Here is a 25,691-nt window from a genome sequence, read left to right as displayed (position 1 = left end):
ATTCGGCTGCCTTTTTAGCAATGATTTATCCTTTTGGGAACCAGGTGTTACTTATGAACCCGTTTCTAGTAATCCATTGATAGTGCCTTTTGGGCATTATTAAGATCATTGGCTAATAATTGTCCTAAATCATAGGAAGGGTAGTAGCCTTTTTTATACATGTACCGAAAGATTCGCTCGTGGCCTTGGATAGAGCGTAAAAGGTGGTCGGTCAGGATCTTTCTGACAGCTGGCGTGGCGGTTTCGGTAATGGCAATCGAGTAATTGCGTACAGACGTTTTCATTAGTGCCAGCAGGTCGCCAGCGTAAAAGGCCAAATCGCTGGTCAATGGCTCATTTCGATCAGGGGAGACTGGAGCCGCAGGGTAAAATTGGACGAGCTCTTTTATGTTTATTTCTAATCCCTGGATTGTTTTTTCATAAATTCCTCTTAATTCAGGATCATTGATTTTCCTGAATGCTTTTTTCAATTTGATTAATCCAATCGCTTGAAAAGCAGTTAACTCATGGATTTCAAGGGTTTCATGCCAGGCTAGGGTATCCCGTTCCTCAGTGGACATATACAGCTCTCCTATCTTTTTTATCGTCATTCTAAGCTATGCAGAAAAAGGCAAATGGTTATTTGTCCTCCAGAGTTCACACATGTACGATTTTTGAAACAAAATTAAGCTGGCAAGATATGACTTAATGCTTAAATGGGACATTATCAATATTGAGCAATTGTTAGAAAAGGAGTCTTTGGTGAAGGCAGACCTGAAAATCAGGGGCAGATGGGGCGAAGGGTAGCAAGATACCTCTGTCCTGCGAACGCAGGGAAAGGGGGAGGTAAGGAAGATAAAAACTGTCAAAATGCATCATAAAAGATAGCATCATTCGGTAATGCGAGCCGGTCCCATGGGAATTACCGAGTGAAGTAATCATAGGGGAAATGCGAGCCAATCCCGGGTAATATCATAGGAGAAGGTCACGCAAAAAGTAAATGCGAGCCGGCCCTTGGAGAAAACATAGGGGAAGGTCACGCAAAAAGAAAATATGAGCCGAACCAAGGGGAAACCATTGGGAGGGGAACGTAAATCGATTTTACAAGCACCTGCTTCCCTTTAGATTCCCCAAGCGAAAATAACCTACATAGTAAAAATAAAGAAATTCTACGTGACCCAGCCTGTTAAAAACCAGCGCTAGAGGGAATGTACAGGGGTTCTACGTGACCCAGTCCGGTAAAAAACAGCGCTAGAGGGAATGTAGAGGGACTCTATGTGACCCAGCCCGGTAAAAACCAGCGCTAGAGGGGATGTAGGGGCACTCTACGTGACCCAGCTCGATAGAAAAACGGGCTAGAGGAAAGGTAGAGGGGCTACACGACTATACTCGGCAAAACAGGCATAAAGGAAAAATAGAAGGATTTAAGCGACCGTTCCCGGCTAACCGAAAGGGAGAAATCGACGGCATATGATCTGGCTTCAAAAAAGGGCGTGCATAAACTTCATTGCACGCCCTTCCATTCGTTATGATTTTTTGCCGTTTGTATTTCTATATATTTGTGTGTGCATGCTGCCTTGAACGATGTTTTTCAGGAAAAAGTCCCCAATCAGCTTCAGGTATTTTTCATCATCGAACATTTTTTTATCCTGAAGTTCCATTTCAGCAAGTCCTTCATAGGTCGAGAGAAGTGCATAGGTATGATCGTGCCCTGATACTGGAGAGAGAATTTCTACTTTGTGGTTAAATTCTTCATTGCGGAACTTCTGTATCTCTCCCAGATTCTGAAGGGCTTCTTTAAATTGATCTTGTTTAATCTCGAAAGTTTGGTAAACAAAAACTGTCATCAAAGAGCACTCCCTAGAAAAAAATCACCTTATTCTATTCTTATATTGGTCTTATGGAGAACAATTTATTCTGCCGTAAATTCACTAGGCAATTATTATTGGAACGATTCCAGTAGAGCTCGAATCCCTCCCCATAAGCTTATACATTTTATGTACAAGTCCTACCACAACTTTCGGGGTCAGGCACCGTTTAGTACTGCAGTAGGGTGAAGGGATAAAGCGCACCTTTAACAGCAAGGGCGCTTTGCTCCCCTGATTAGTTCATCAGCTCGGTTAATGTCACTAGTCTGTAACCCTTGGCTTTTAGCTTGGGAATCATCTGGTCTACGGCTTCTGGCGTATGGATCCCTCCAATGTGCATGAGGACGATGTCTCCATTGCTGGCTCCTTTTTCTATGCTGTTTATGAGTAACTCTGTACTAGGCTGCTTCCAGTCTACGGTGTCCAGCGACCAGTAGATACTGTAAGGATAGCCTGCTTGGCCTGCAGCTTTTAGTGCAGCTTCATTAAAAGACCCATAGGGGAAACGGAAGTAGGGCCGGGGTAATCTGCCAGTTGCTTTAAGAATCGCGGCTTCTGCTTGTAACAAATCTTGTTTAAATGTTTCCATATCCACTTTTAATGCATCCAGATGGTTATAGCCATGATTCCCAATTTCATGCCCTTCGGCGGCAATCTGTTTAGCGTAGGAAGGATACTTTTCTACCCATTTTCCTGTCAGGAAAAAGGTGGCTTTAACCTTGTTCTTGTTCAGGACATTTATAATGTCGATACCAGCAATATCGCTTCCCGCATCAAAGGTAAAAGCGATTTCTTTTATCTTGGTGCTGCCCTGTGAAATCGATCTGGATGAGGCAGAACCTGAAGGAGCTTCCTGTGTTGGAGGAGGGACGGGAGATGATGGGGCTGCAGCATTTTTACCATACAGCTTGATCGTTTGTCCGGTGTATATTGCATTGGTAGTCAGGCCGTTCCATAGCTTAAGGTCGGTTACCGTGAAACCTGATCTCCTGGAAATGCTGTATAAAGTATCCCCTTTAGCGACTGTATACTCTACTGTACCGCCATCTGGGACTATGATTGGAGCAGGAACAGCGGGCGGGGCATGCTTTTCATCCTGGTAATCTTGTTCGTCTCCAGGCTTGGCTGGCGGCGTTCCTTCGTTTTTGGGAGGATGTTTCCCTTCCTGGCCTGGTAATGGGTATTGATCATCTGGTGAATCCTTCTTTTTTTTAAAGTCAGGACTCTCATGGAAAGATGAGTCTCTGACCTCCCCAATATCCTGCTTGTGCCAATAAATGAATGAAAAAGCAGTCATGAATAGGCAAATAATCGTGATAAATACCGTCTTGTAAAAGAACTTATTGTTTTTTGCATACTTTAAAAATAAAAAGCTTGAAGCCAGAAAGAATAAAAAGAAACCCAGGATTTCCTTCATTAAATCTCCCCCCGTTTAAAAACATGCAGATCAAGAAGAAACCAGCTGGAAAAGGTCCCTCCCTGGTTTCTTACCTATACACCAATATATGATAAATTTCCATAGTGGTTATTAAGCCCCCATTACGCACCTCTCTAGTCACTACAGTTTCCAGCTAAATAAGGTAGAAGCAAAATTTTTAAATTACTAGATATCAGCCTGAACAGCTTGTACTGCCGGTACATAGGATACAAGGTAAGGCTATAAAGTGTTGTGGAAGGAGGGAAGAATGATGGGAAAATGCAGAAAAGCTGCAGATATCAGGGATGACAATCATCGAGATCATCGAAGGAACAGGGATGACCGAAGAAACTGCGATGACCGCAGGAACAGGGAAGACCGAAGAGACCGCGATGACCGCAGGAACAGGGAAGACCGAAGAGACCGCGATGACCGCAGGAACAGGGAAGACCGAAGAGACCGCGATGACCGGAGGAACAGGGAAGACCGAAGGGACCGCGATGACCGCAGGAATCGGGATGAAAGAAGAAACGAGTATGATACGAGACATCAGAATAATAGAAGCTGCCAAAATGAACGAAAGCAAACCGAGCAAAGAAGAGACCCATTTTCAGATTGGTTCTGTTTTTAACTAGGTATCTCCTTCCTGACTCGAAAGGACCACTTTCGAGTCTTTTTACCGCTTAAAAATTCGAGTTGTAATTATTATACTCTCATGATTTTCCTTTTTCTGTACATAATGAAAGCATGGAAAAAAATAAGGAAAGAAAGTGAGCTAATAAATGAAGCAGGTTACTAAGGTTTTTTGGATTTCTTTAGTCGTTTCCCTGCTATTTGTTTTATGGGGAGTCATTTCGCCTGCCCATCTGGGTGAAACAATGGATGTTTGGAAACAATTCTTTTTGGTTAACTTCGGCTGGTATTACCAGCTGATTGCGACTTTTTTTATCCTCTTTGCGCTATTTCTTGTATTTGGTCCTTATGGGAAAATCAAGCTTGGCAAGGATGAGGATAAGCCGGAATTCAACCGTGCAACCTGGTTTGCGATGCTTTTTAGTGCGGGGATGGGAATCGGTTTATTATTCTTTGGTGTTTCAGAGCCAATCTCGCATTTTACAACTCCCCCGTATGGAGAAGGCGGAACGGCGAATGCTGCGAAATTAGCTATGAGATATACCTATTTACACTGGGGATTTCACGCATGGGCTATTTATGCCACGATCGCCCTGGGACTAGCCTATTATAAATTCAGGAAAGGGCTCCCTGGGCTAATGAGTGCTGCTCTTTATCCCTTGATCGGTGAGAGAGCGAAAGGTCCAATTGGGACAGTAATCGACATTATAGCGGTGTTTGCGACCATTTTCGGTGTTGCCGCATCTTTAGGTTTGGGTGCAGCGCAAATAAATGGAGGGCTAAGCTACACTTTTGGAATTCCGAATAACTTTACAAGCCAATTGATCATCGTTGCAGTTGTAACAATACTGTTCATCCTCTCGGCAGGTACAGGTGTTCAAAGAGGGATTAAATATTTGAGTAACGCCAATTTGATCCTGGCATTTTTGCTTTTAGTTACATTGCTGATTGTGGGTCCAAGTGTTTTCCTGCTTGATCTGTTTGTTACTACTTTAGGAAGCTATCTCCAAAATCTGCCTAGCATGGGCCTGCGCCTTGCACCTTTTAATAATGAAGATGCATCCTGGGTTCAAAACTGGACCGTTTTCTACTGGGCCTGGTGGATTGCATGGGCACCTTTTGTAGGCACTTTTATTGCCCGTGTATCAAAGGGCAGGACGGTCAGGGAGTTTGTCATTGCAGTTCTGGTGATTCCAACTCTGGTATGTGCATTTTGGTTCGCGGTATTTGGAGGGACCGGCATCCATTTGGAGTTTAACGAGAATGTGAAAGTCTCGGAACAGGCACTGGAAACAGCTCTTTTCTTTGTCTATCAACATCTGCCATTTACGACTGTCTTAATTATCCTGACTTTATTTCTGATTTCTACCTTTTTCATTACATCCGCCGATTCGGCAACCTTTGTATTGGGCATGCAGACAACGAACGGAAGCTTGAACCCCCCTATAGTCGTAAAAGTTGTCTGGGGTCTGGTCCTATCGGCATCAGCAGTTGTTTTAATGGTTTCCGGAGGACTTGATGCAATGCAGACCGCCATCATTGTCAGTGCATTTCCGTTATCCTTCGTCCTTTTATTAATGACATTTGCCATGCTAAAATCGTTTAAGGGTGAAGTAACCGGGAAAAAGAAAAAAACGGTTCTTTAAACAAAAGGACAAACCGCACTGGCTCAACAGCCTGTGCGGTTTTTTCAATTACTGACTGTTATTTGAACTCATTTTATTTTATTGAAAAGTCAGAAAATCGTTGCTGGAAAAAATATATTTTGGTAGAATAAAGTCCGTGGAGATGATTTTGCTATATTAGGGAAACAATGTTTTATATTAAGCAACGGAATGATGAAAAGTAATCAGCTAAAATAATATAGAATCACTTTCCTATATAGAACAACTGCCCGGCTGATTTTCCGTCAACGAATTCAGAACAGCAAGGTATACAGCGCCGTTTTAGGAAAACATTTGAAAATAAATCAAAGAGGAACATCCTTTTCAAGAAATATTCACCACTGGAGGATAAAAATGGTTCAATCCGTAGACAGAGCCTTAACAATCATATCACTAGTCAGCCAGAATAAAGATGGAATGGGAGTTACCGAACTAGCTTCCCATCTTGAACTAAACAAAAGCTCAATCTTTCGGCTATTGGCTACTCTCGTCAGCCACGGCTACATCGAGCAAGATTCTGAAACAAAGAAGTACAAGCTTGGGTATAAGCCATTGGAACTGAGCTCGATTCTGCTGGAATCCATTGATTTGCGTTTAGAGGCAAAGCCTTTTTTGAAAGAATTGGAAACCCTAACAAATGAAGTCATCCATCTTGTTGTCTATGATGAAGGAGAAGTCATTTATATTGAAAAACTTGAGGGCAATGAGACCCTTCGTACCCATTCCAAAGTCGGCAGGCGAGCACCTCTTCATTGTACGAGTGTAGGCAAAGTCATCCTAGCCCATTTACCTCAGGCGGAAGTCGTTTCAATTCTTGACCGAAAAGGGATGCCAAAGCACACAGAAAATACCATCACTGATAAAGAAAGCTTCATGGTTGAACTTGATAAAATCCGAAACCAGGGTTATGGGATTGAATTTGAGGAGAATGAACCTGGTATAACCTGCATTGCAGCACCGATATTTGACAACAGGGGAGTGATCGTAGCTGCAGTCAGTATTTCAGGACCTTCCATTCGAATGAGTGAGGAACGACTGACAGAACTAAGAAATTATATTACTAGTATTGGTGGGAAAATTTCCAGTCGTCTGGGATGGAGGGCTATTTCCAGGCAGCATCGATAGAAAAGACAGACCATATTGGTTTGTCTTTTTTGAGTTTGGAAAGTAAGAAAAAACTAAACTTTTTTTTAAATAATCGTTGTAATTTTCAGAAAAGGATGATAATCTTTAACTAAGATCAAACACGGTTTCTTAATAGACAACTGCAATCGGATTTTCATACCTAGTTTCAAAAACGTTGTTGTTAATTAAGCAACAATTATCCTTATTTTTTACCATTTGGTAAAAACGTCGTTTCATAATAAGCAACAAAAATAGAAATTCTTTTTTTACCTATGACTAAAAACGCAGTTGCGCGATAAACAACTGCTCCTTTTTTACCACCATTCCGAAACATTGTTGTTTATTAAGAAACCTATCTATAAGGAGTGAGAATCTTGACGATCACTGTAGAAAAAAATGCTTATCTAAAGGATTTAACAAAAAAGATTCGCCGTCACATCGTAAAAATGACGCATCACGCAGGAAGCGGACATCCAGGAGGTTCGTTATCTGCAACAGAGCTATTAACGGTCCTGTTTAATGAACATATGAGGGTAGATCCGAAGAATCCCGACTGGAATGACCGGGACTGCTTTTTCCTTTCTAAAGGACACTGTACCCCAGTATATTACTCGGTACTTGCTGAAAAAGGGTTCTTTCCGGTGGAAGAACTTATGACATTCAGGGATGTAGATGGAAGACTCCATGGGCATCCGTGCGGTGAACATATACCAGGAGTCGATATTTCTTCAGGATCATTGGGCCAGGGACTTTCAGTAGGGAATGGAGTTGCTTTGGCTGCCAAGCTTGATGGGAGTGAGCGGAGGTCCTACGTCATGATAGGGGACGGGGAATTGCAGGAAGGGCAGGTCTGGGAAGCTGCGATGACGACAGCCCACTATAACCTTGATAATGTATGCGCCATCATTGACTGGAATAAAATCCAGCTGGATGATTTCGTTGAAAATGTAAAAGGTGTCAAGAATCTGGGAGATAAATTCAGGTCCTTTGGCTGGCATGTCATCGAAATCGACGGGCATGATCTTGAACAGGTGGATGAGGCTTATAGAGAAGCCGAGAGGACAAAAGGAAGGCCAACTGCCATCCTCGCCCATACGGTTAAGGGGAAAGGAATTTCTTTTATGGAGGACACACATGAATGGCATGGTTTAGCCCCAAATGATGAACAATTAGAAATCGCTTTGAAGGAGTTGGAATAAATGGCAGAGATGATTGCACCACGCCAAGGATATGGAGAAGCACTAGTACGGCTTGGAGAGAAACATAATGATGTAGTCGTTTTGGATGCGGATTGCGCAAAGGCAAATTTAACTACGATGTTCAAAGGAAAATATCCGAATCGTTTTTTCAATATTGGAATTTCCGAATGTGACCTGGTTGGAACAGCAGCTGGTTTGGCCGTTGCCGGGAAGGTTCCCTTTGCTAATGCCTACGCAAACTTCCTGACAGGGCGGGCGTTCGATCAAATGCGTGTGTCAGTGTGCTACTCAAATAACAATGTGAAAATTGTCGGCCACAATGCAGGGACTTCAGCTGCACAAGAAGGGGCCACCCATCTGCCGCTGGAGGATATCTCTCTGATGCGCTCCCTTCCGAGAATGACGGTCATCGTACCTGCTGATTCACTTGAAATGGAAAAAGCGGTGGAAGCAGCCTATCACTTTGAAGGCCCAGTTTACCTTCGTGTCGGGAAATTGCCTGTACCAGTAGTCACTAAACGTGAGGATCCGTTTGTCATCGGAAAAGCAAAGTTTTATAAAGAAGGCGGAGATGTTTCCATTATCTCTACGGGGATTATGCTTGATGAAGCATTGAAAGCAGCTGAAGAGCTTGAAACACAAGGGATCAGTGCAGAAGTCATTCATGTTCATACCATTAAGCCGATTGATGCGGAGGCAATCATAAAAACGGCCTCTAAAACAAAGCATGTAGTGACAGTTGAGGAGCATTCCATCATTGGCGGACTTGGCAGTGCGGTAGCAGAGGTGTTATCTGAAAACTGTCCGGTCCCTGTAAAACGTGTGGGAACAAATGACCGTTTCGGCGTATCCGGCAAAATGGATGAATTGCTTGATTTCTTTGAATTAAGATCCCACCGGATTGTCTCATCCGCCTTTGAACTTTTAAAAGAAAAAGCTCCGGTTTAATCAACCGCACAGGTATAGAAAGGGGGTATTAGCTTGCCACAGCTTATCGATTATCAGCCTATCGAAAAAATCCTGAATCAGCTGCCTGAAAATACAGCCTGGGCATCGATCCGGCGGGATATACGGAAAAAGCTCAACAAGTCGAGTTACAAGCTGATTGTATTAGATGATGACCCGACCGGTGTTCAGACCGTCCATGATATTTATGTGATTACAGATTGGGAGAAGGATTGGATCAAGAAAGGGCTTAGCGATGACCGGAATGTCCTCTATATCCTTACCAACACTAGAAGCTATGGGGCTGAAGAGGCGGAAAGGATCAACCGGGAAATTGTCCAGAACCTTTGCAGTGTAGCACGTGAACTGAATATCCATTTTTCCATTATCAGCAGGGGGGATTCCACACTGCGGGGCCACTATCCACTTGAAATCGATGTTCTGGCGGACCAATTGGAAGAATCCTGCGGTGTATCAGTATCAGGGCATTTAATTGTTCCAGCTTTCTTTGAGGCCCACCGGTACACAATCGGCAATACCCACTACCTGGCTGAAAGCGGCAATCTCGTACCAACTTCGGATACAGAGTTTTCTAATGATGCTGTGTTTGGTTATTCCACTGCCCACCTTCCAGACTACATTTCTGAAAAATCAGGTGGACGGGTTTCTTCAAGCGAGGTGGTTTCGATCTCGCTTGAGGATATCCGGGAAGGAGGAGTCGATAAGGTCTACCAAACGCTTCTCAAAGCAGAAAACAATCAGCCAATTATTATTAATGCTGCGTCATATCAAGACCTGGATATCGTTTCACTGGCTGTTCTTCAAGCTCTGGAAGCGGGAAAGCACTTTTTGTCCAGGACTGCTGCGTCGTTTGTAAAATCATTGGGCGGATTTGAAAATCGCCCATATGTAAAAGCGGAAGATTTGCAAACATCCGGTACAAAGGGCCGTTATGGCGGATTGATCATTGTGGGCTCCCATACGAAGAAGACAACGGAGCAGATTCAATCCTTAATGGATCAAACTTTCGTGCAGAAAATTGAAATGAATGTGCCAAAACTGCTTGACCCGCGGGAACGGGACTCTGAGCTTCATCGGGTCATAGGTGAATTGGAGGTAAAACTGGCTTCCGGCCTGGATACGGTGATTTACACAAGCAGGGGTGTGATCAAGGTCGAGGGCAAGGAAGAAAATCTTCACATCAGCCAGTCGATATCCGGGGCATTGGTCGCAGTCGTCCAATCACTTGCAGTTAAACCAAGATTCATCATTGCCAAAGGCGGTATAACATCAAGCGACATTGCTACAAAAGGACTTGGAATCAAAAAGGCAAAAATACTCGGCCAGGCCATCGCGGGAGTTCCTGTCTGGTTTACCGGCAGCGAAGCTCATTTCCAGAATACGCCGTACATTGTGTTTCCTGGCAATGTGGGGAACAGGGAGTCCATATTAGAGATTGTTAGAAATCTACAATAAAAAACAAGGGGTGTCTAGAATGGCGAAACAAAAATTGACTGCAGGGGAAGTAATCGCAATTTACTTAGAAAAAAGAGGCGTTGAACATATATACGGCGTACCGGGAGCAGCTATTTTGCCTACTTATGATGCAATTAAAGAAAGAACCAATATCAAATCATATGTCGTCCGTCATGAGCAAACGGGAGCCTTTATGGCAGATGGCTATTCCCGAGCAACCGGAAAAGTAGGAGTATGTGCCGCAACCTCAGGTCCTGGGGGAACCAATTTCCTTACCGGGCTATATGGCGCATGGATGGATTCCATCCCTATGATTGCCCTGACAGGACAGCAGAAATCATCCTTGATCGGAACCATGCAGTTTCAGGAAGCTCCAATTGTCGAAATGGCCAGGCCGGTCACGAAGGCGGCCTATATTTTAAAAGATGGATCTAAAGTGGCCGAATTGATTCATGAAGCATGGGAAACTGCGACAACTGGACGAAAAGGGCCTGTTCTGATTGATTTGCCAGTTGACCAGCAGAAAGTAGTAGTTGAGATTGACCTTGATGAACTGATTGGTTCCTCCCAGCCTGAAGTGCTTCCTCAGGCAACGGATGAAGAGATTCAGCAGGTCCTCGAATTATTGGCAAAAGCCAAAAAACCAGTGGTAATTTCAGGCGGCGGTGTGAATCTTGCCAATGCAACTGCCGAATTGAAGGAACTGGTTGAAACGATTGAAGTTCCAGTTGTAACCACGGGCATGGGAATGGATACGTTCCCGAACGACCATCGCTTATTTGCAGGCCGTATGGGAACCATGCTTGACACCCCATTCGGAAATAAAACCATTCTTGAATCCGATTTGATTATTAACCTTGGTGGCCGCTTTGCAGACCGGAGCACAGGACATGTCGAAATTTTTAAACGGGATGCGACCATCATTCATGTAAACATTGACAGGAAAGAGCTTGGCAAAGTGGTAGAAACAGAACTGGGTATTGTTTCAGATGTTAAATCCTTCATGGCGAAACTGGCACAAACCTATAAGCAGCTTGGGGCTGGGGTGGCGGCTACGGCTGAAGCAGGAGCTAAAATCGACCTGACGGAGGAACGGAAAAAACATGCACGAAAACAAGACTATGAAACTCTTCCAATCAGGCCGGAACGTGCTCTGAAAGAGCTTCGTGAATTTCTTGACCGCGACGCTTTTGCATCACATGACTGCGGAATCAGCCAGATTTGGTCATGCCAGTTATTTGAAACCTATGTGCCGCGGTCGTATTTGTTAACAGGGGGCGCAGGAACCATGGGCTGGGGTCTGGGAGCTGCGATGGCTGCCAAGCTGGCATTTCCTGAAAGGCAAAGCGTCAACATCCTTGGGGATGGAAGCCTTGGAATGTCCCTTCAGGATTTAGCTACGGCTGCCAAGCATGATATTCCCATTATCGTATTTGTTATGAATAATAGCTTGTTAGGATTGATTCGCCAGCAGCAGAACTGGTTCTATGACGAAAGGCAGATTTCCACCGACCTAATTTATAGAAATGAACTTTGTGACAATGAAGAACGTGGAATTGACTTTGTTAAGACTGCCGCAGGGATGGGAGTCCGGGGAGAACTGGTTACACATTATGACGAGATCAAGCCAGCATTGCAGCGCGCGGTCGACAGCGGCAAGCCGTACCTGATTGAAGTAGTCGTTGATCCAACTGCAGTCTGCGGATTCTCAAACAACGGAACTCTTAAAGGATTCGAGTACTCTGAAAAATAATTCTAAGGAGGGAAGCCGATATCGGCGAATAAATGTCAAATCTTCATGATTCTATGAAAGTAGGGATTGTCCATTTTATGGCCTACCCCCAGACAATGGGGGGAGATGGGCCAACAGTGGAAACCATCAAAAAAATCGTGCTGGATGATTTCTTTTCAGGAATAGAAATCACTTCCATCAATAATCCTGAGGACCGCAAAGAAGCCGCAGGCATTCTTGAGTCCGGCAGAATGACAGTTGGATTTGGAGAGCAGCCCATTCTCCTGCGCAACAAAGGAAACCTGAACTCCTTTAATGAAGAGGAACGGAGATTTGCGATTGAACTAGTTAAGAGTGGAATTGACCAGGCGTATGAGCTGGGAGCATCAAAGTTTGGATTCCTTAGCGGCGCGAAGCCTGATTCTCAGGAAGATTTAGCCCTTCAGCTTTTAACGGATTCGATTAAAGAACTTTCTGCCTATGCAAAATCAAAAGGGAATCTTGTGCTATCTCTGGAAACCTTTGACGATGAAACCGATAAAAAATGTTTGATCGGCTCTAATGCGCTCGCAGTAGAGGTAGCGAAGGAAGTCCGGAAACAGGATCCGACCTTTGGTCTTATGCTTGACCTAAGCCACCTGCCAATGCAGCGCGAAACATCAATCGAAGCCCTTACAGTAGCTCGGGATTACATTAACCATGCACATATCGGCAACTGTTATATTAAGGATCCGGCTGATCCGGCTTATGGAGACCAGCACCCGCGTTTCGGCTACCCTGGAAGTGAAAACGATGTTGAAGAACTTGCTGAATACCTGAGAGCTTTATTGGAAATCGGCTATATAGGCGAAGGCATTAAAAATGTCGTTGCCTTTGAAGTTAAGCCTGTGGGCAATGAATCCCCCGATATTGTCATTGCGCAGTCCAAGCGCACGCTGATTGATGCCTGGAGCCTTCTGCACAGCAGGAAACCTGCTGTCAGTTTGAAGTAAACTTATTCTTCCTAATCCTATTTGCTCTGTTTGTTGAGTATAGCGACAGGCTCCCTGCCTGTCGCTACTTTTCTATTAAAAGGTAGGGCTCCGCTGTATACAAGGCTCCTGTTAAACACCGAATAAAATGATGGGAGAAAGAGTATCTGCTCAGCCTTCTGTTAATCGTCCGGGCTTGACACTGACTTTAATGGAATTATTTAAAAGATATGGGGGAGCAGGATCAATAGAGATCTATGCTAAAAAGGAAAAAAGAGAGTTTTGGATGAATATTTATTATTTAATAAATATTCTAAATATTATTGCCAATGCTATAATGAAAGTGATATTATGGATATGTAAAGAAACAACGTTCCGTTATAAGCAACGTTTTCAACCTTTTATCAAGGAAGTGAAGGATTTTGGAAAAAACACAGTTTAAAATCAACGGCAAACGGATCTATGAAAGAGCGGACGAGCTCGGTCTATGTTCCAGTCCGGGTTTAGGTGTTACACGATTGCCTTTTACTCCTGAAAGCTTGAGATGTGAAGCACTCATCGAACAATGGATGAAGCAGGCAGGCATGAAGGTTTGGAAGGATGGAGTGAACAATATCATCGGCAGATATGAGGGAAAAGATCCTAATGCTCCCGTTCTGTTGATTGGGTCCCACCTCGATACGGTGATTGAGGGCGGTAAATACGACGGCATGCTCGGGGTGCTGACAGGGATTGAAGTAGTCCAGACCCTCTTTGATCAAGGGTTGACTTTGAACCATCCGATTGAAGTTGTAGGCTTTTGTGACGAGGAAGGGGTACGCTTCCATTCTACCTTTCTTGGCAGCCGTGCTCTAGTAGGAACCTTTACAGATGAGGACCTGCAAAGAACCGATGATGCAGGGATTACTCTAGAGGCTGCATTAATCAATGCAGGGGCCGATCCCTCATCATATCCGCTGGCGAAAAGGAACAGGGAAGATGTTCTCGGATATTTGGAGCTGCATATTGAGCAGGGGCCAGTGCTCGAAAAGGAAAATGAGCCGGTCGGGGTTGTCAGCGGGATTGCAGGTGTAACGAGATTTTCTTTTGAAGTCTCAGGGAAAGCAGGCCATGCAGGGACCGTTCCCGGCAGATTAAGGCAAGATGCACTTGCAGGAGCAAGCGAAATCATTTTATTTATTGAGTCGGTCATGAAAAAATATGATCCTTTGGTCGCAACAGTCGGCAAGCTTACCGTTCTTCCAGGGGCAAGCAATGTTATTCCGGGTTTTGTCAAGGGAACCTTGGACATTCGGGATATTGATGAGTCCCGCAAGGAATCCGCCATAAATGAAATAATGAAAGAAAGCAGGGAAATTGCAAGCGGAAGAGGCATACAAGTGAAGTTTGAGGAAGTCATGAAAGCCCCCCCTACGTACTGCTCGGAGGAATTTACCTCTATCACTGAGCAATCGATTAAAGAATTAGGGGGAAGGCCAATAAAGCTGATCAGCGGTGCAGGGCATGATGCCATGGCAATGGCAGAACTCACCGATGTGGCAATGCTCTTTGTCCGCTGCAAGGAAGGGCTGAGCCATCATCCAGACGAAGCTTGCACGGAAGAGGATATAACGGCCGGGGCGAAAGTCCTTTTGTCTGTGGTTTTAAAGATTGCCAATAAATAATATTAGGAGAGATGAAGAAGATGGATACAAAGACATTGAGTGCAGAAAAGCAGCAAATATTGCAGTATATCGAAGAGAACAAGGATTCGTTGATAACATTCGTCCAGGAGTTAGTAGGAATTCCTTCCGATAATCCACCAGGGGACTGCCAGGACATTGCTGAATTTATTGAAGGGAAATTAAAGGGGCTGAATTTCAAGGAAGTATCCTTAAAAGAGGTCCCGCAAGAAGAAGTAAAAGCGGCTGGAATGATCCGTGCATCCAATGTCATTGCGTATGAAGTCTTTGGGGACTCTGATTTTGAAATTACTCTTAACTCCCATGGAGATGTCGTTCCTCCCGGGCTTGGCTGGACACAGGATCCTTACGGCGGGAATATCGTGGATGGCAGGATTTATGGCCGTGGTGCGGCTGTATCCAAATCAGATATTGCCACCTTTACTTTTGCCACTTTAGCGTTGCGCCAGCTAAGCGATAAGCTTTCGGGAAAAATTTCTTTAGCTTTTACTTTTGATGAAGAGACAGGCGGCGATATTGGTCCTAAATGGGTTCTTGAGCAAGGTTTCGTAAAACCGGACATGGCCATTTTTCCAGGGTTTACATACTCCCTGATCAATGCGCACAATGGCTGTCTGCACTTAGAAGTGAAGGTCAAAGGCAAATCGGCTCATGCTGCTGAACCTCAGACTGGTCATGATGCGATTGAAGCCACAACCCATCTTCTTCAGGCCCTGTATGAGCACCGCAAAACCCTGGGGGAGGTCGTTTCGGAGATTCCTGGCATCGGTACGCCTAAACTTACAGTCGGTTTGATTAAAGGGGGAATCAATACAAATGTTGTTCCGGATGAATGCACCATCCGTCTTGACCGAAGGATGATTCCCGAGGAAAATCCCGAACAGGTTGAAGCAAGTCTCCGCCAATTGCTTCAAGATTCTGTTGCCGGGCTGGAAGGAATCCAGGTTGAGGTCAATCGCATTCTGCTCGCCAACAGCTTTGGGCCAGTACCAAAAGATTCTGCTCTTGTTCAGACTATATCTGCCAACTGGAGCGAAATTATGGGCGGTGAACTTGAAGTCACTGGCTCCCCGCTGTATACCGACGCACGTCATTTCTATGAAGCAGGAGTGCCGGTTGTACTATTTGGCGCAGGACCAAAAACATTATTAGAGGCTAATGGGCACAGAGCGGATGAACATGTATTGGTCGATGACGTGATCAAAGCTACCAAGATAGTCGCATTAAGCCTGTTTGATCTTCTTCAAAAGAAATAGTCATCATTGAAATAGAATTGTGGCCCGGTAAAAGATTATCGGGCCGCAGCGCGTTTAGGGCAGGAGTTCAGGCAGTATAAATGGCAGGGGGATCATGATGAGGTCAGGACCGCATTTTACATCATAAAAGGGGCCTATTTTAAAAAAACTTGCAAATTGTGAACGTGGGGGTAAGTATGCTATTAAATACGATGGATATTTTAATTGATGCAGAGAAACATAATTATGCAGCAGCTGCGTTTTCCGTCTATAATTGGGAGACGGTCAATGCTGCTGTCGAAGCAGCTGAGAAAGCGAATACTCCAGTTATCCTGGCATTGGCCGAACGATACTTGGACTATATCGATATTGATGTCTTTGCAGCAATGGCCAGGGTCCGGGCTGAAAAAGCCATTGTACCGGTCAGCATTCACATGGATCATGCTTATAAAAAAGAGTCTATTAAAAAAGCTATAAGTGCAGGGTTTTCATCCGTCATGTTTGATGGGTCACATTTGCCTTTTGAAGAGAATGTCCAACAAACAAAAGAAATAGTCGAGGTGGCGCATAGAGCAGGGGTCTCAGTAGAGGCTGAGCTCGGTTCGATTGCAATAGGGAAGCATTCTGATGAAGAAGCAGCCGAAAATGTTCTTACCGATCCACAAATGGCGAGGCTCTTTGTGGAGGAAACAAAGATTGACTTTCTAGCACCGGCGATAGGGACGGTGCATGGGATGTATGCAGCTGAGCCCAACATTGACCTGGCTAGACTTTCTAAAATCAGGGAATGCACCGATATCCCCCAGGTACTCCATGGCGGCTCAGGTACTCCTGGGGATTTCATTCTCGCTGCCATTAACAGCGGAATCAGGAAAATTAATATCAATACGGAAGTTTCAATCGCAGCGGTGGAGAATGCAAGGAAGACCCTGGAGGATCATTCTTCTAAGGGAGCTTTACCGCATTTATCGGTTGTAAATAAAGACATGCAGGCGGCCATGATAACTGTGATGGAGAAGTACCTTCTCCTGTTTTCAAATGGTTTATTAGCATCGAATAACTAAGATCCATATAACAATGCCCCGGATGTTCGCTTCGGGGCTAAGTTCGCGGACAAAAGGGGATTGTAATGCTTACATTACAATCCCCTTTTGTTTTTTATTAGCCCTTTATTAAATTTTTAATATAGGCTGAATTTATACTGCTCTATTAAATTTGTACATCCTGTTGATTGGAGTGGAAGGAGAGAACTCTCCTGTGGCTCACCGCCAGCCTCGTGCAAAGCGAAGGCAACAGGCCCTATTTGCAAGAAAAGAAGACTGCGATACAAAAAAATTATCCGCAGTTTAAGCCCCGAAACGATTAGGTTTCGGGGCTTTCGTTGGAAGAAGGACAAGAAATTGCTGTTTAACATTTCCTTATCACATGATTCCAGTTATAATAGATGATGTTGGTTGCCTTAGCCAACACTCGCCCTTAGGGAATTGCCTAGTCCGCTATTTTCCTAAGGGTATTATATTTTAGCAGTCGGCGGAACGTCTGTTAGCTCAATTTCCTCTTTTGCAGCAGCCAATTCCAAATTCTCCTGTGCAGGTGGTGCTGAAAGTGTATGCTGGTAGGACTTGTTCGACCGGCCATTCAAAATTGCATTCAGGATCACCAGGACAAATGTCCCCATTACCACCCCGTTTCCGGCGATTAAATGGACTGTTTCCGGAAATTTTGCGAAAGCTTCCGGAACTCCTTTTACTGCCAGGCCGACACCAACTCCCAAAGCAATGATAATCTGATTAGAAGGTTTCTTTAAATCTGCCTTGGCAATCATTCCAAGAGATGCAGACAGCAGCATCCCAAACATTGGGATCATGGCCCCGCCCAGCACAGGCGCGGGAATCATCGTGGTAAGTCCTGCTACCTTAGGAACCAGACCGAGTAAGATGAGGATCCCGCCCGCGGTTATGACAACGGATCGCTGAGTTACCCTGGTTAACAGGACCAGCCCTACGTTCTGTGAAAAAGTAGAGTGGCTGAATGAATTGAAAACACCGCTGATCATACTTCCAACACCTTCGGCACGCAAACCTTTTGCAACATCATCCTCTTTAATATCCCTATCGCATACTTCTCCAAGCGTCATGAAAACGCCAATGCTTTCGACTGCAATAATCAGTGAAATAATGGACATGGTAATGATGGCCGACACATCAAATGTAGGAATTCCAAAATAGAATGGAGCAGGCATATTAAACCAGCTTGCCTGGGAAAAACCAGAAGTATCGACCATTCCCATGATGCCTGCAAGCAATGTGCCTAAAACCATTGCAGCTAATACAGAAACCGCTTTCAAAAATCCCTTTGAAAGTGTGTTGATCAGAATAAAGGCCATAAGAGTGAAAGCTGCCAGGAACAGGTTTTTAGGGTCTCCAAAGGTTGGTGATCCGGCTCCACCAGCTGCATTTCTCATTGCTACAGGCATAAGTGAAACGCCGATGATTAGAATGACGGAACCGGCCACAATTGGCGGAAAGTAAGGCACCATTTTGCCAATGTACTTTGCCACTAAGGCAACAATTAAACCGGAAACCATTACCGCTCCCATGACCCCCGTAATGGAATGAACCTTGCCGATCGCAATAACCGGTTCAACTACGATAAAGGAAACAGCCATCAAAGCTGGCAATTGAATGCCAATTCCTTTGCCTCCGATTACCTGAATCAATGTTACAATTCCACAAGCAAGTAAATCAAAAGAAATAAGCATGACAATTTGTTCCTGGGTTAATCCAATTGCAGGACCGACAATAAGTGGGACAGCTACGGCTCCTCCGTACATGACACAAACATGCTGGAAGCCAAGCATCAGCATTTTTAACTTGCTAAGATTCTCCATAATTTCCTCCCTGATAAAAGAATGGTTAGCCTGAAGTAAAGATTACACTTATTCATTTCAAAAAACGATCCTCCTCCCAATCAATAGTTTTGTAAAAAAGCGATCCCTGCAAGGAAGTAGTATATCGTTGCTTATTATGGAACGCGATTTACAAATAGGTAACTACGTTTTTTATGTTATCATCCCGAAAAAACTAAATCAAGAACAATTTTTAAAAAATTTAGAATATTCTTTGAAAGTAATACTTACTTAATAATTAATCCAAATAAAATGGTGTTAGATTAAATATCCTTTTTCCTTTTTAAAGTCTATAATGATAATTAATTAGGGGGGTAACTGATGAGTTTTACTGTTCAAAATGCTTTAAGTATGCCTGTTTTAGCAGAGGGAAAAGTTATTGCCGGGGAACAGGGACTTAACAGGGTCATCACTTCTGTAAGTATTATGGATCATCCCGATACATCCTGGATCAAGAGGGGAGATCTCCTGCTTACGACTGGTTATGTTTTCAAAGACGACCTTGATGCACAAACCCGCCTGGTTAGACAACTTGCCAAAAGAGGATGCGCAGGTCTGGCCATAAAATTGAAAAGGTTTATATCCGCTGTTCCAGATGAAATGATTCAGGAGGCCAATCGATATCGGCTTCCTTTAATAGAAATTCCCTTTGAGGCAGCTTTATCTGATTTGCTGGTCACGTTTACACATGAGATTGTCAACAGAGAGGACGAAGGAGATTATGGCAAAAGTGACCTTTCCATTTTTAAGGATTTGATTGACGGAAAGGCCAGCCTTGCAGAACAAGACTTTAAAAAATTGTCCAGTCTTGGATTTAATTCTTCTTATCCTTACAGTATCCTGCTTTTAACAGAACAACCAATCTCAGGGGAGGAAATATCCTCCATAGGCCCCGAGGAAATCCTTCATTTTGCAGCAGCCAAGAAAGACCTTTTCCGGATTTGGGTCGTTGATCATAAAGGCATTGCTCTGATCCTTCAGGGAGATGGAAACCTGCATGTTCGTGATAGAAGACAAGAAATAAAAGAGTTCGCGAATGGATTGCGAATGGATCTTTCCAAAGAATATCCCTATCTTGAATTTTCAATTGGCGTCAGTAAGGAGAAAAAGGATTTAACAGGAATGGAGACAGGATTTAAAGAAGCCAGCCGGGCCATTCTCCTGGGGTCAAAAGTTCACTCGCACGAAAGGACTACAATCCATGAATTTCACAATCTGGAGGCCTACCAATTAATTAGCCAGGTTTCAAGGGATACATTGACCGACTATGTAGAGTCAACCATTCGACCTGTGCTTGAGTATGACCGTGAAACGGGTGGAGAACTTCTAAAGACCCTTGATGTCTTTTTTTCAGCGCGAGGGAAAATCGAAGACACGGCCAAGGCGTTATATGTACATCGCAATACGGTTAAATTCAGATTGGCCCGGATTGAGGAATTATTGGCAATCGACCTTAAGGAACAAGACCAGTGGTTTCACCTGCAGCTAAGCATCCGGGCCGCGAAGCTCCTTTGACTCTAATATGAAAGGAAGACCACTGAACTGAACAGTGGTCTTTTTTATGTCTTTCCCAACAGCTTCATAGCATACAAAGCAAGCTGCAGTCTGAAAAGATAGGCTGATTCAATTAAATCATTTTCAAGAATGTCTTTGATGCAGTTTAAGCGGAAATGAACAGTATTCCGATGGATTCCCAATGCTCTTGCTGTCTCGGCAGGGCGGAGCAGAGAGTGTAAAAAGACATCAAGTGTACGGACGAGTTCGGTGTTGTGAGTCTGATCATGCACCAGCAATGGAGACAGGCAGCGGAAAACATAATCCTCCAGAACCTCGGGCGGAGAATACTGGAGCAGGGAAATTGCTTCCATTTCTTTAAAAGAAAACATTCTCTTTCCTGTTTCCACGCAATTCCCTATATGGATCGCTTTTGACGCTTCTGAAAAGCTTCTGGTAATCTGATCGATTCCTATGTGGTGGTTACCTATGCCGATGGAGTGCTTGATTCCTGGATATTGTTCCAAAATGAACTCATCCAGTTCCTCGGACAGCCTGTAAGCTTTAGCATTAATCTGATTTTCATTTATCTGATTTTTATTTTCTAAAATAAGGATCATGTCGCTATGGACCCAGCCATAGATAGAGTTTCCTATTCCAAGATGGCAAACCATTTGTTCGGTATGCAGCAAAAGCTGAGAACGGCCAATTTTACCTCCATGCCCGAAAAGTTTTAGAAGAATGCACATATAGCCGCTGTTTCGGGAAAGACCCAGACTCTTTGCTTCTTGAGTAAATATTTCAAAATCGGATGGATTTCCGCTAATGATCCTGGAAAGCAACTGGGTGTTTTTGTGAAAATTTTCATTTTGTTTTTGCCGGGCAACCAATTCCCTTAAAAGCGGGGTCATGATATCAGCCAAGGAAAATTGTTCAGGAATTCTCAGGAGAGGTAGATTGGCACTGTCCGCAAGCCTAATGACAGAATCCGGAATGGTTTCAGATTTAATGCCTAAACCGGCACATCCTTTAGCTGCGAGTTCTTCCACTAGCTTGAGCAAAAGATCCGGATTGCTGTTAAAGACATAACCGGTGGTAAGGACTAATTCATTCGGCTTCAGCCAGGAGACAACATCGGGTGCATCAAAGCTATTGACAGAATCAACCGGCCTGCTCAAACCACTTTTGCCCCCGATAACCTTGCACTCGCTTACTGATGGGATTTCCAATGCCTTTGCTACTGTCAACTTCATCTAGTTCACCTTCCAGTCTTATTTTTAATTTAGCGGAATTCCCTTTAAGAGACAATAGGGATTCCCAGATTAATCATTTGCTGTTGTGCTAAGCGCACAATGAAGATCCTGGATTATTGGCTTCTTCGGCTAATGACGTATTAGCACAATAGCCAATATAATTAACTTAAATTTCAAAACATTTGAAATTAAAAAATACCGGTAAAGGAGGAGGCAGAACTGACAACAGTAACAATAAGCCTAGAGCAGCTCAATAATATGGGTAAGAGCGAATTTACGGATGCCCTCGGCTGGGTATATGAGCATTCTCCATGGGTTGCTGAACGTGCATGGTGCTGTAAACCGTTTAAGTCCATTGAACATCTTCAGCACACAATGGCCCTGATTGTCCAGAGTGCAGCAGAATCAGAACAGCTTCATCTCATAAAAGCCCACCCCGACCTGGCTGCACGCATTGATATGGCTGATGCATCAGTCAAAGAACAAACAGCAGCAGGCCTGAACACACTCACCTCAGAAGAATACATCGAATTTCTCCAGCTGAATCAAAATTATAAAGACAAATTTGGTTTTCCATTCATTATTGCAGTAAAAGGATTAAACAAACATCTGATTAAAGAAGCAATGCAGCAGCGAATCCAGCTGAACGAAAAAAGTGAAAAGGCAGAGGCAATTAAGCAAATTAACTGTATTGCCCAAAACAGACTATCTGATTTTATCAATAATAATTAGGGGGAAAAAGAAATGACTAATGGTAAAAGAACAATGCTTTACGGGAAAGGCGATGTCTTTGTATACAGGACGTATGTTCCAAATATTAAAGGGCTTAGGCAGATTCCTGAATCAAGCTTTAATGAAAGAGACAATACCATTTTTGGCTTCAACTGCCAGATCGCCCTCAAAGGCGATGCCTTCCTCACTTCTTTTACTGAAGGGGATAACAGCCTTGTGGTTGCTACCGATTCAATGAAAAATTTCATCCAGTACGAGATGGCTAATTTCCAAGGAAATACAGCTGAATCATTTATTAAGTTTATTTGTAATCGCTTCCTGGACAAGTATGCCCATGTCGATGCCGTTGAGCTTACAGCAAACGAAATGCCATTTGAACATGTTCTTGTCCCAACAGGCACCGGACATGACAAAAGCCACCTGGTTTATAAAAAATCCAGAAATGAATATGCCACAACAACAATCGAGGTAGTCAGGACCGGCACTGGTAATAAAGTTGTCAAGCATACTAGCGGAATCAGAGATGTGCATCTTATCAAAGTCAGCGGAAGTTCGTTTTATGGCTTCATCCGTGATCAATACACCACACTTCCTGAAGCTTTTGACCGACCTCTCTTTATTTACCTCGATTTCGACTGGGAGTATGAGAATATCGAGGATGCCTCAGGGGCAAATCCTGAAAAGTATGTTGCTTCCGAACAAATTGCCGATATTGCAAACACGGTATTCCATGAATTGGATAACAAGTCCATTCAACAGCTGATCTATAAAATTGGGTTAAGGATTCTTGACCGTTTCCCTCAGCTGAAAAACATCCAGTTTAAGACCAATAACCGTACTTGGGAGACGGTTGTCGAGGAGATTCCTAATGCAAAAGGCAGTGTCTACCAGGAACCGCGCCCTCCATACGGCTTCCAGGGCTTTGAAGTGACCCAGGCAGATCTTAAAGCAGAAAAAGAAAAAGAAGCGGCCGAGGCTATCCAGTAATGGAAGGCAAATTGACCACACACGTACTTGATTTATCCAAAGGTTTGCCCGCCAAAGAAATAAAAATTGATTTGTGGCGACTGGGAGATCAGGAAGAACGTTCTTTAATCAAGACCGTGTTTACCAACGGAGATGGGAGAGTAGACTCCCCGCTTCTCCGCGGGGAAGAAATGAACCCGGGAGAATATGAACTGGTATTTCATGTCGGTGAATATTTAAGTCAGGAACCCTTAAATGCAGCTGCCCAGCTTCCGTTTTTAAATAAGGTTCCCATCCGCTTCGGAATAGGCAGCCAAGAAGAACATTATCACGTTCCTCTTCTGGTCGCACCAGGCGGATACAGCACTTATCGGGGAAGCTAGGGAAATAGATTGAGAAGGAGACTAGTTGGATGGCACAAGAACGTACGGGCGCCGTTACCTTGGCGGGCAATCCGGTTACGCTGATCGGCCCTGAAATTAAGCCGGGGAATAAAGCGCCAGATTTTAAAGTAATGACAAGGGATCGCATGGAGACAACCTTATCGGATTTTAATGGGAAAGTCATTATGCTTACGACCGTTCCCTCTCTGGATACAGGAGTATGCGATCTGCAGACGAAGAGGTTTAATGAAGAAGCAATGAAGTTAGGCGATCGTGTTGAAGTTCTGACGATCAGTGCTGACCTTCCTTTTGCACAAAACAGATGGTGTGAAGCTTCAGGCGCAAATTCAATTACAATTCTGTCTGATCATCTTGATATGTCCTTTGGTCTGGCATACGGAACTTATATCAAGGAACACAGGCTGGAATGCCGGTCCGTTTTTGTCATCGATTCGGAAGGCACCGTTGTGTATGCAGAGTATGTTTCCGAGGTTACCAACCATCCTGATTATTCTAGTGCCATACAGGCAGCTTGGAAAGTAATCGAGAATAAAGCTTCTGCCTATTAAATGACAGAAATGAAATGCTGATAGAATCAGGCAGGAATGCTTCACCAAAGTTTGCATTCCTGCTTCCATTCAGTCGGAACAGAAGAGGTGGCTGTTTATGCATGTAATAGCAATAGGGATTAATCATAAAATAGCTTCTGTCCAGATCAGGGAATCTTTTAATCAGGATTTAACGAAACGGCATGAATGTTTGAAAAGTTTAAGAGAAATAAAGGGTGTCAAGGAATGCGTAATTCTCAATACGTGTAATCGCTTCGAAGTATATGTGGCAGTGGAGTGTATCCGCACTGGAATGTCCCGGGTTCAGTCATTTCTTTCCACTTGGTTTGGTGGACAAGCCCAGGAAATTTTGGATTTGTTTTATAAAAAGGCAGATGAGGAAGCTTACCGCCATTTGTTTAAAGTGACTTGCGGTTTAGATTCTCTTGTCCTGAGAGAAACGCAGATTCTCGGGCAAATAAAAACTGCATTTTTTGAAAGCCAGCAAAGCGGAGGAACGTCGACGATTTTCAACTCTTTATTTAAGCGGGCAATTGTCCTGGCAAAGAGAGTGCACACAGAAACTGGGATTGGACATAGACCGGTTTCTATCAGTTATGCAGCAACAGAGCTGATGAAAAAGAAATTGCCTGCTATTGAAAATAAAACAGCTTTGGTGCTTGGTGCGGGAGAAACGGGAAGGATTGCCGCCAAGAATTTGGCTGCTCTTGCACTTCGGGATTTGATTATTGTCAACCGGACCTATGAAAAAGCGGAGTGTCTTGCCCAGGAATGCAGGGGGAGAGCTGTGCCGTTTGACAGGCTGAAGGAAGCTGTTATCCAGACCGATATCATTATAAGCGCTATCCGCACAGAGAGTCCGCTTTTAACAAAGAAAGTCTTCCTAGAAGTGATGAAAGCGAAGCCGACAAAAGAACTCCTGGTGTTCGATCTCTCGGTACCGAGGAGTGCAGAGGTGGGTGCAGCGAGCCTTGAGGGGGTCAAGATGTATGATGTGGATGAATTACAAGGGGTGATTGACTCGAACCTTGTGGAACGTGCACGGGAGTCACGAAAAATTGTCCAAATGATTGAAGATGAAATTTCTGAGTATAAACTTTGGCTTAAAACACAGTCGGTCATCCCGCTGATTTCAGCCTTAACGAATATGTCATTAAGTATACATAATGAGGCAATGAAGCATATCGAGAACAAGCTGCCAAGCCTTTCCGAACGAGAACGAAAGATTATACGAAAGTACTCGAAAATGCCGGGTAATCAGCTCCTCAGCGGTCTCATTATCGCGATGAAAGAACTGGCTGCAAGTGGAGATTCAATAGAAAAGGAGCAATTGTTTGATATTTTTGCCACAATTTTTTCAACTAATATGCCGTTTGAGAAACACGATGAGAGAATAATAGTAGAAGAAAGCAGAAATTTCCTGCACTCTCACCTTGTAAAATCATGATTGAGTGGGTAGC

The 25,691-nt window shown here is 43.9% G+C and carries 23 protein-coding genes; 18 read left to right on the top strand and 5 right to left on the bottom strand.

Annotation, left to right across the window (positions count from 1 at the left end):
- Positions 1–65 precede the first annotated feature (65 nt).
- The 3 genes from EV146_RS04225 to EV146_RS04215 all read right to left on the bottom strand — a co-directional run bounded on the left by EV146_RS04225 (position 66) and on the right by EV146_RS04215 (position 3,264).
- Complete coding sequence (locus EV146_RS04225) at positions 66–590, bottom strand: spore coat protein (protein ID WP_277873204.1); 525 nt, start codon at positions 588–590, stop codon at positions 66–68.
- 915 nt (positions 591–1,505) lie between these two features.
- Positions 1,506–1,826 carry a hypothetical protein gene (locus EV146_RS04220; RefSeq protein ID WP_121613355.1) on the bottom strand — a complete coding sequence of 107 codons (321 nt, stop codon included), beginning with the start codon at positions 1,824–1,826 and terminating at the stop codon, positions 1,506–1,508.
- A 256-nt stretch (positions 1,827–2,082) separates the two neighbouring features.
- Entirely contained in the window at positions 2,083–3,264 is a 1,182-nt protein-coding gene (locus EV146_RS04215; protein WP_132002282.1) for a polysaccharide deacetylase family protein, read from the bottom strand.
- Between the two features lie 305 nt (positions 3,265–3,569).
- On the opposite strand from EV146_RS04215, the gene EV146_RS04210 reads away from it, so the two are divergent.
- The 12 genes from EV146_RS04210 (at position 3,570) to EV146_RS04155 (ending at position 16,990) form a co-directional block, all read left to right on the top strand.
- The gene (locus EV146_RS04210; protein ID WP_132002279.1) at positions 3,570–3,899 is read left to right on the top strand and encodes a hypothetical protein; all 330 of its coding nucleotides are present in this window, start codon (positions 3,570–3,572) and stop codon (positions 3,897–3,899) included.
- 147 nt (positions 3,900–4,046) lie between these two features.
- Positions 4,047–5,543 carry a glycine betaine uptake BCCT transporter gene (locus EV146_RS04205; RefSeq protein ID WP_132002276.1) on the top strand — a complete coding sequence of 499 codons (1,497 nt, stop codon included), beginning with the start codon at positions 4,047–4,049 and terminating at the stop codon, positions 5,541–5,543.
- Between the two features lie 372 nt (positions 5,544–5,915).
- Positions 5,916–6,686 (top strand): IclR family transcriptional regulator, encoded by a 771-nt coding sequence (locus EV146_RS04200; RefSeq protein ID WP_132002273.1) that lies wholly within the window; start codon positions 5,916–5,918, stop codon positions 6,684–6,686.
- 374 nt (positions 6,687–7,060) lie between these two features.
- A complete protein-coding gene (locus tag EV146_RS04195) occupies positions 7,061–7,885 on the top strand; it encodes a transketolase (protein ID WP_132002270.1) in 825 nt (274 codons plus the stop codon).
- Positions 7,886–8,833, top strand: a complete 948-nt coding sequence (locus EV146_RS04190) for a transketolase family protein (protein WP_132002267.1) — start codon at positions 7,886–7,888, stop codon at positions 8,831–8,833.
- 33 nt (positions 8,834–8,866) lie between these two features.
- On the top strand, positions 8,867–10,306 hold the full coding sequence (locus EV146_RS04185; RefSeq protein ID WP_132002264.1) for a four-carbon acid sugar kinase family protein: 1,440 nt from the start codon (positions 8,867–8,869) through the stop codon (positions 10,304–10,306).
- 19 nt (positions 10,307–10,325) lie between these two features.
- Positions 10,326–12,059, top strand: a complete 1,734-nt coding sequence (locus EV146_RS04180; protein ID WP_132002261.1) for a thiamine pyrophosphate-binding protein — start codon at positions 10,326–10,328, stop codon at positions 12,057–12,059.
- A 32-nt stretch (positions 12,060–12,091) separates the two neighbouring features.
- Positions 12,092–13,030 (top strand): sugar phosphate isomerase/epimerase family protein, encoded by a 939-nt coding sequence (locus EV146_RS04175; protein WP_132002258.1) that lies wholly within the window; start codon positions 12,092–12,094, stop codon positions 13,028–13,030.
- Positions 13,031–13,157: 127 nt separating this feature from the next.
- Positions 13,158–13,451, top strand: coding sequence for a hypothetical protein (locus EV146_RS04170; RefSeq protein WP_132002255.1), 294 nt, complete (start codon positions 13,158–13,160; stop codon positions 13,449–13,451).
- Complete coding sequence (locus EV146_RS04165; RefSeq protein WP_132002251.1) at positions 13,432–14,673, top strand: allantoate amidohydrolase; 1,242 nt, start codon at positions 13,432–13,434, stop codon at positions 14,671–14,673. The genes EV146_RS04170 and EV146_RS04165 overlap by 20 nt, the downstream gene beginning before the upstream one ends.
- A gap of 20 nt (positions 14,674–14,693) precedes the next feature.
- Positions 14,694–15,947, top strand: coding sequence for an ArgE/DapE family deacylase (locus EV146_RS04160; RefSeq protein WP_132002248.1), 1,254 nt, complete (start codon positions 14,694–14,696; stop codon positions 15,945–15,947).
- A 176-nt stretch (positions 15,948–16,123) separates the two neighbouring features.
- Positions 16,124–16,990 carry a class II fructose-bisphosphate aldolase gene (locus tag EV146_RS04155; protein ID WP_132002245.1) on the top strand — a complete coding sequence of 289 codons (867 nt, stop codon included), beginning with the start codon at positions 16,124–16,126 and terminating at the stop codon, positions 16,988–16,990.
- Between the two features lie 449 nt (positions 16,991–17,439).
- Here EV146_RS04155 and EV146_RS04150 read toward each other — a convergent pair whose 3' ends face one another.
- On the bottom strand, positions 17,440–18,816 hold the full coding sequence (locus EV146_RS04150) for a nucleobase:cation symporter-2 family protein (protein WP_132002242.1): 1,377 nt from the start codon (positions 18,814–18,816) through the stop codon (positions 17,440–17,442).
- Positions 18,817–19,155: 339 nt separating this feature from the next.
- On the opposite strand from EV146_RS04150, the gene EV146_RS04145 reads away from it, so the two are divergent.
- Complete coding sequence (locus EV146_RS04145) at positions 19,156–20,349, top strand: PucR family transcriptional regulator (protein WP_132002239.1); 1,194 nt, start codon at positions 19,156–19,158, stop codon at positions 20,347–20,349.
- Between the two features lie 44 nt (positions 20,350–20,393).
- On the opposite strand, the gene EV146_RS04140 is transcribed toward EV146_RS04145, so the two are convergent.
- Positions 20,394–21,581, bottom strand: coding sequence for a PucR family transcriptional regulator (locus EV146_RS04140; protein ID WP_132002236.1), 1,188 nt, complete (start codon positions 21,579–21,581; stop codon positions 20,394–20,396).
- Positions 21,582–21,839: 258 nt separating this feature from the next.
- On the opposite strand from EV146_RS04140, the gene uraD reads away from it, so the two are divergent.
- From uraD to hemA, 5 genes are all read left to right on the top strand, one after another.
- Positions 21,840–22,313, top strand: coding sequence for a 2-oxo-4-hydroxy-4-carboxy-5-ureidoimidazoline decarboxylase (gene uraD, locus EV146_RS27780; protein WP_241993800.1), 474 nt, complete (start codon positions 21,840–21,842; stop codon positions 22,311–22,313).
- A 12-nt stretch (positions 22,314–22,325) separates the two neighbouring features.
- The gene (gene pucL, locus EV146_RS04135; protein WP_241993799.1) at positions 22,326–23,300 is read left to right on the top strand and encodes a factor-independent urate hydroxylase; all 975 of its coding nucleotides are present in this window, start codon (positions 22,326–22,328) and stop codon (positions 23,298–23,300) included.
- Complete coding sequence (uraH, locus tag EV146_RS04130; protein WP_132002233.1) at positions 23,300–23,662, top strand: hydroxyisourate hydrolase; 363 nt, start codon at positions 23,300–23,302, stop codon at positions 23,660–23,662. Before pucL ends, uraH begins: the two co-directional genes overlap by 1 nt.
- A gap of 29 nt (positions 23,663–23,691) precedes the next feature.
- Entirely contained in the window at positions 23,692–24,231 is a 540-nt protein-coding gene (gene tpx / locus EV146_RS04125; RefSeq protein ID WP_132002230.1) for a thiol peroxidase, read from the top strand.
- Positions 24,232–24,328: 97 nt separating this feature from the next.
- A complete protein-coding gene (gene hemA, locus EV146_RS04120) occupies positions 24,329–25,678 on the top strand; it encodes a glutamyl-tRNA reductase (protein ID WP_132002227.1) in 1,350 nt (449 codons plus the stop codon).
- The last annotated feature ends 13 nt before the right edge of the window (positions 25,679–25,691 follow it).

Source organism: Mesobacillus foraminis (genome assembly GCF_004340465.1).
In the GTDB taxonomy this organism is placed as follows: Bacteria; Bacillota; Bacilli; order Bacillales; family Cytobacillaceae; genus Mesobacillus_B; species Mesobacillus_B foraminis.
Note: the sequence above shows the minus strand (reverse complement) of the source record. Positions and strands in the feature narration are given on the sequence as shown.

What these genes read in the sequence shown, in the direction of transcription:
- EV146_RS04225 (WP_277873204.1), bottom strand. Translation starts at nt 590, where the DNA reads ATGACGATAAAAAAGATAGGAGAGCTGTATATGTCCACTGAGGAACGG.
- EV146_RS04220 (WP_121613355.1), bottom strand. Translation starts at nt 1,826, where the DNA reads ATGACAGTTTTTGTTTACCAAACTTTCGAGATTAAACAAGATCAATTT.
- EV146_RS04215 (WP_132002282.1), bottom strand. Translation starts at nt 3,264, where the DNA reads ATGAAGGAAATCCTGGGTTTCTTTTTATTCTTTCTGGCTTCAAGCTTT.
- EV146_RS04210 (WP_132002279.1), top strand. Translation starts at nt 3,570, where the DNA reads ATGACAATCATCGAGATCATCGAAGGAACAGGGATGACCGAAGAAACT.
- EV146_RS04205 (WP_132002276.1), top strand. Translation starts at nt 4,047, where the DNA reads ATGAAGCAGGTTACTAAGGTTTTTTGGATTTCTTTAGTCGTTTCCCTG.
- EV146_RS04200 (WP_132002273.1), top strand. Translation starts at nt 5,916, where the DNA reads ATGGTTCAATCCGTAGACAGAGCCTTAACAATCATATCACTAGTCAGC.
- EV146_RS04190 (WP_132002267.1), top strand. Translation starts at nt 7,886, where the DNA reads ATGGCAGAGATGATTGCACCACGCCAAGGATATGGAGAAGCACTAGTA.
- EV146_RS04180 (WP_132002261.1), top strand. Translation starts at nt 10,326, where the DNA reads ATGGCGAAACAAAAATTGACTGCAGGGGAAGTAATCGCAATTTACTTA.
- EV146_RS04175 (WP_132002258.1), top strand. Translation starts at nt 12,092, where the DNA reads ATGTCAAATCTTCATGATTCTATGAAAGTAGGGATTGTCCATTTTATG.
- EV146_RS04170 (WP_132002255.1), top strand. Translation starts at nt 13,158, where the DNA reads ATGATGGGAGAAAGAGTATCTGCTCAGCCTTCTGTTAATCGTCCGGGC.
- EV146_RS04160 (WP_132002248.1), top strand. Translation starts at nt 14,694, where the DNA reads ATGGATACAAAGACATTGAGTGCAGAAAAGCAGCAAATATTGCAGTAT.
- EV146_RS04155 (WP_132002245.1), top strand. Translation starts at nt 16,124, where the DNA reads ATGCTATTAAATACGATGGATATTTTAATTGATGCAGAGAAACATAAT.
- EV146_RS04150 (WP_132002242.1), bottom strand. Translation starts at nt 18,816, where the DNA reads ATGGAGAATCTTAGCAAGTTAAAAATGCTGATGCTTGGCTTCCAGCAT.
- EV146_RS04145 (WP_132002239.1), top strand. Translation starts at nt 19,156, where the DNA reads ATGAGTTTTACTGTTCAAAATGCTTTAAGTATGCCTGTTTTAGCAGAG.
- EV146_RS04140 (WP_132002236.1), bottom strand. Translation starts at nt 21,581, where the DNA reads ATGAAGTTGACAGTAGCAAAGGCATTGGAAATCCCATCAGTAAGCGAG.
- uraD (WP_241993800.1), top strand. Translation starts at nt 21,840, where the DNA reads ATGGGTAAGAGCGAATTTACGGATGCCCTCGGCTGGGTATATGAGCAT.
- pucL (WP_241993799.1), top strand. Translation starts at nt 22,326, where the DNA reads ATGACTAATGGTAAAAGAACAATGCTTTACGGGAAAGGCGATGTCTTT.
- uraH (WP_132002233.1), top strand. Translation starts at nt 23,300, where the DNA reads ATGGAAGGCAAATTGACCACACACGTACTTGATTTATCCAAAGGTTTG.
- tpx (WP_132002230.1), top strand. Translation starts at nt 23,692, where the DNA reads ATGGCACAAGAACGTACGGGCGCCGTTACCTTGGCGGGCAATCCGGTT.
- hemA (WP_132002227.1), top strand. Translation starts at nt 24,329, where the DNA reads ATGCATGTAATAGCAATAGGGATTAATCATAAAATAGCTTCTGTCCAG.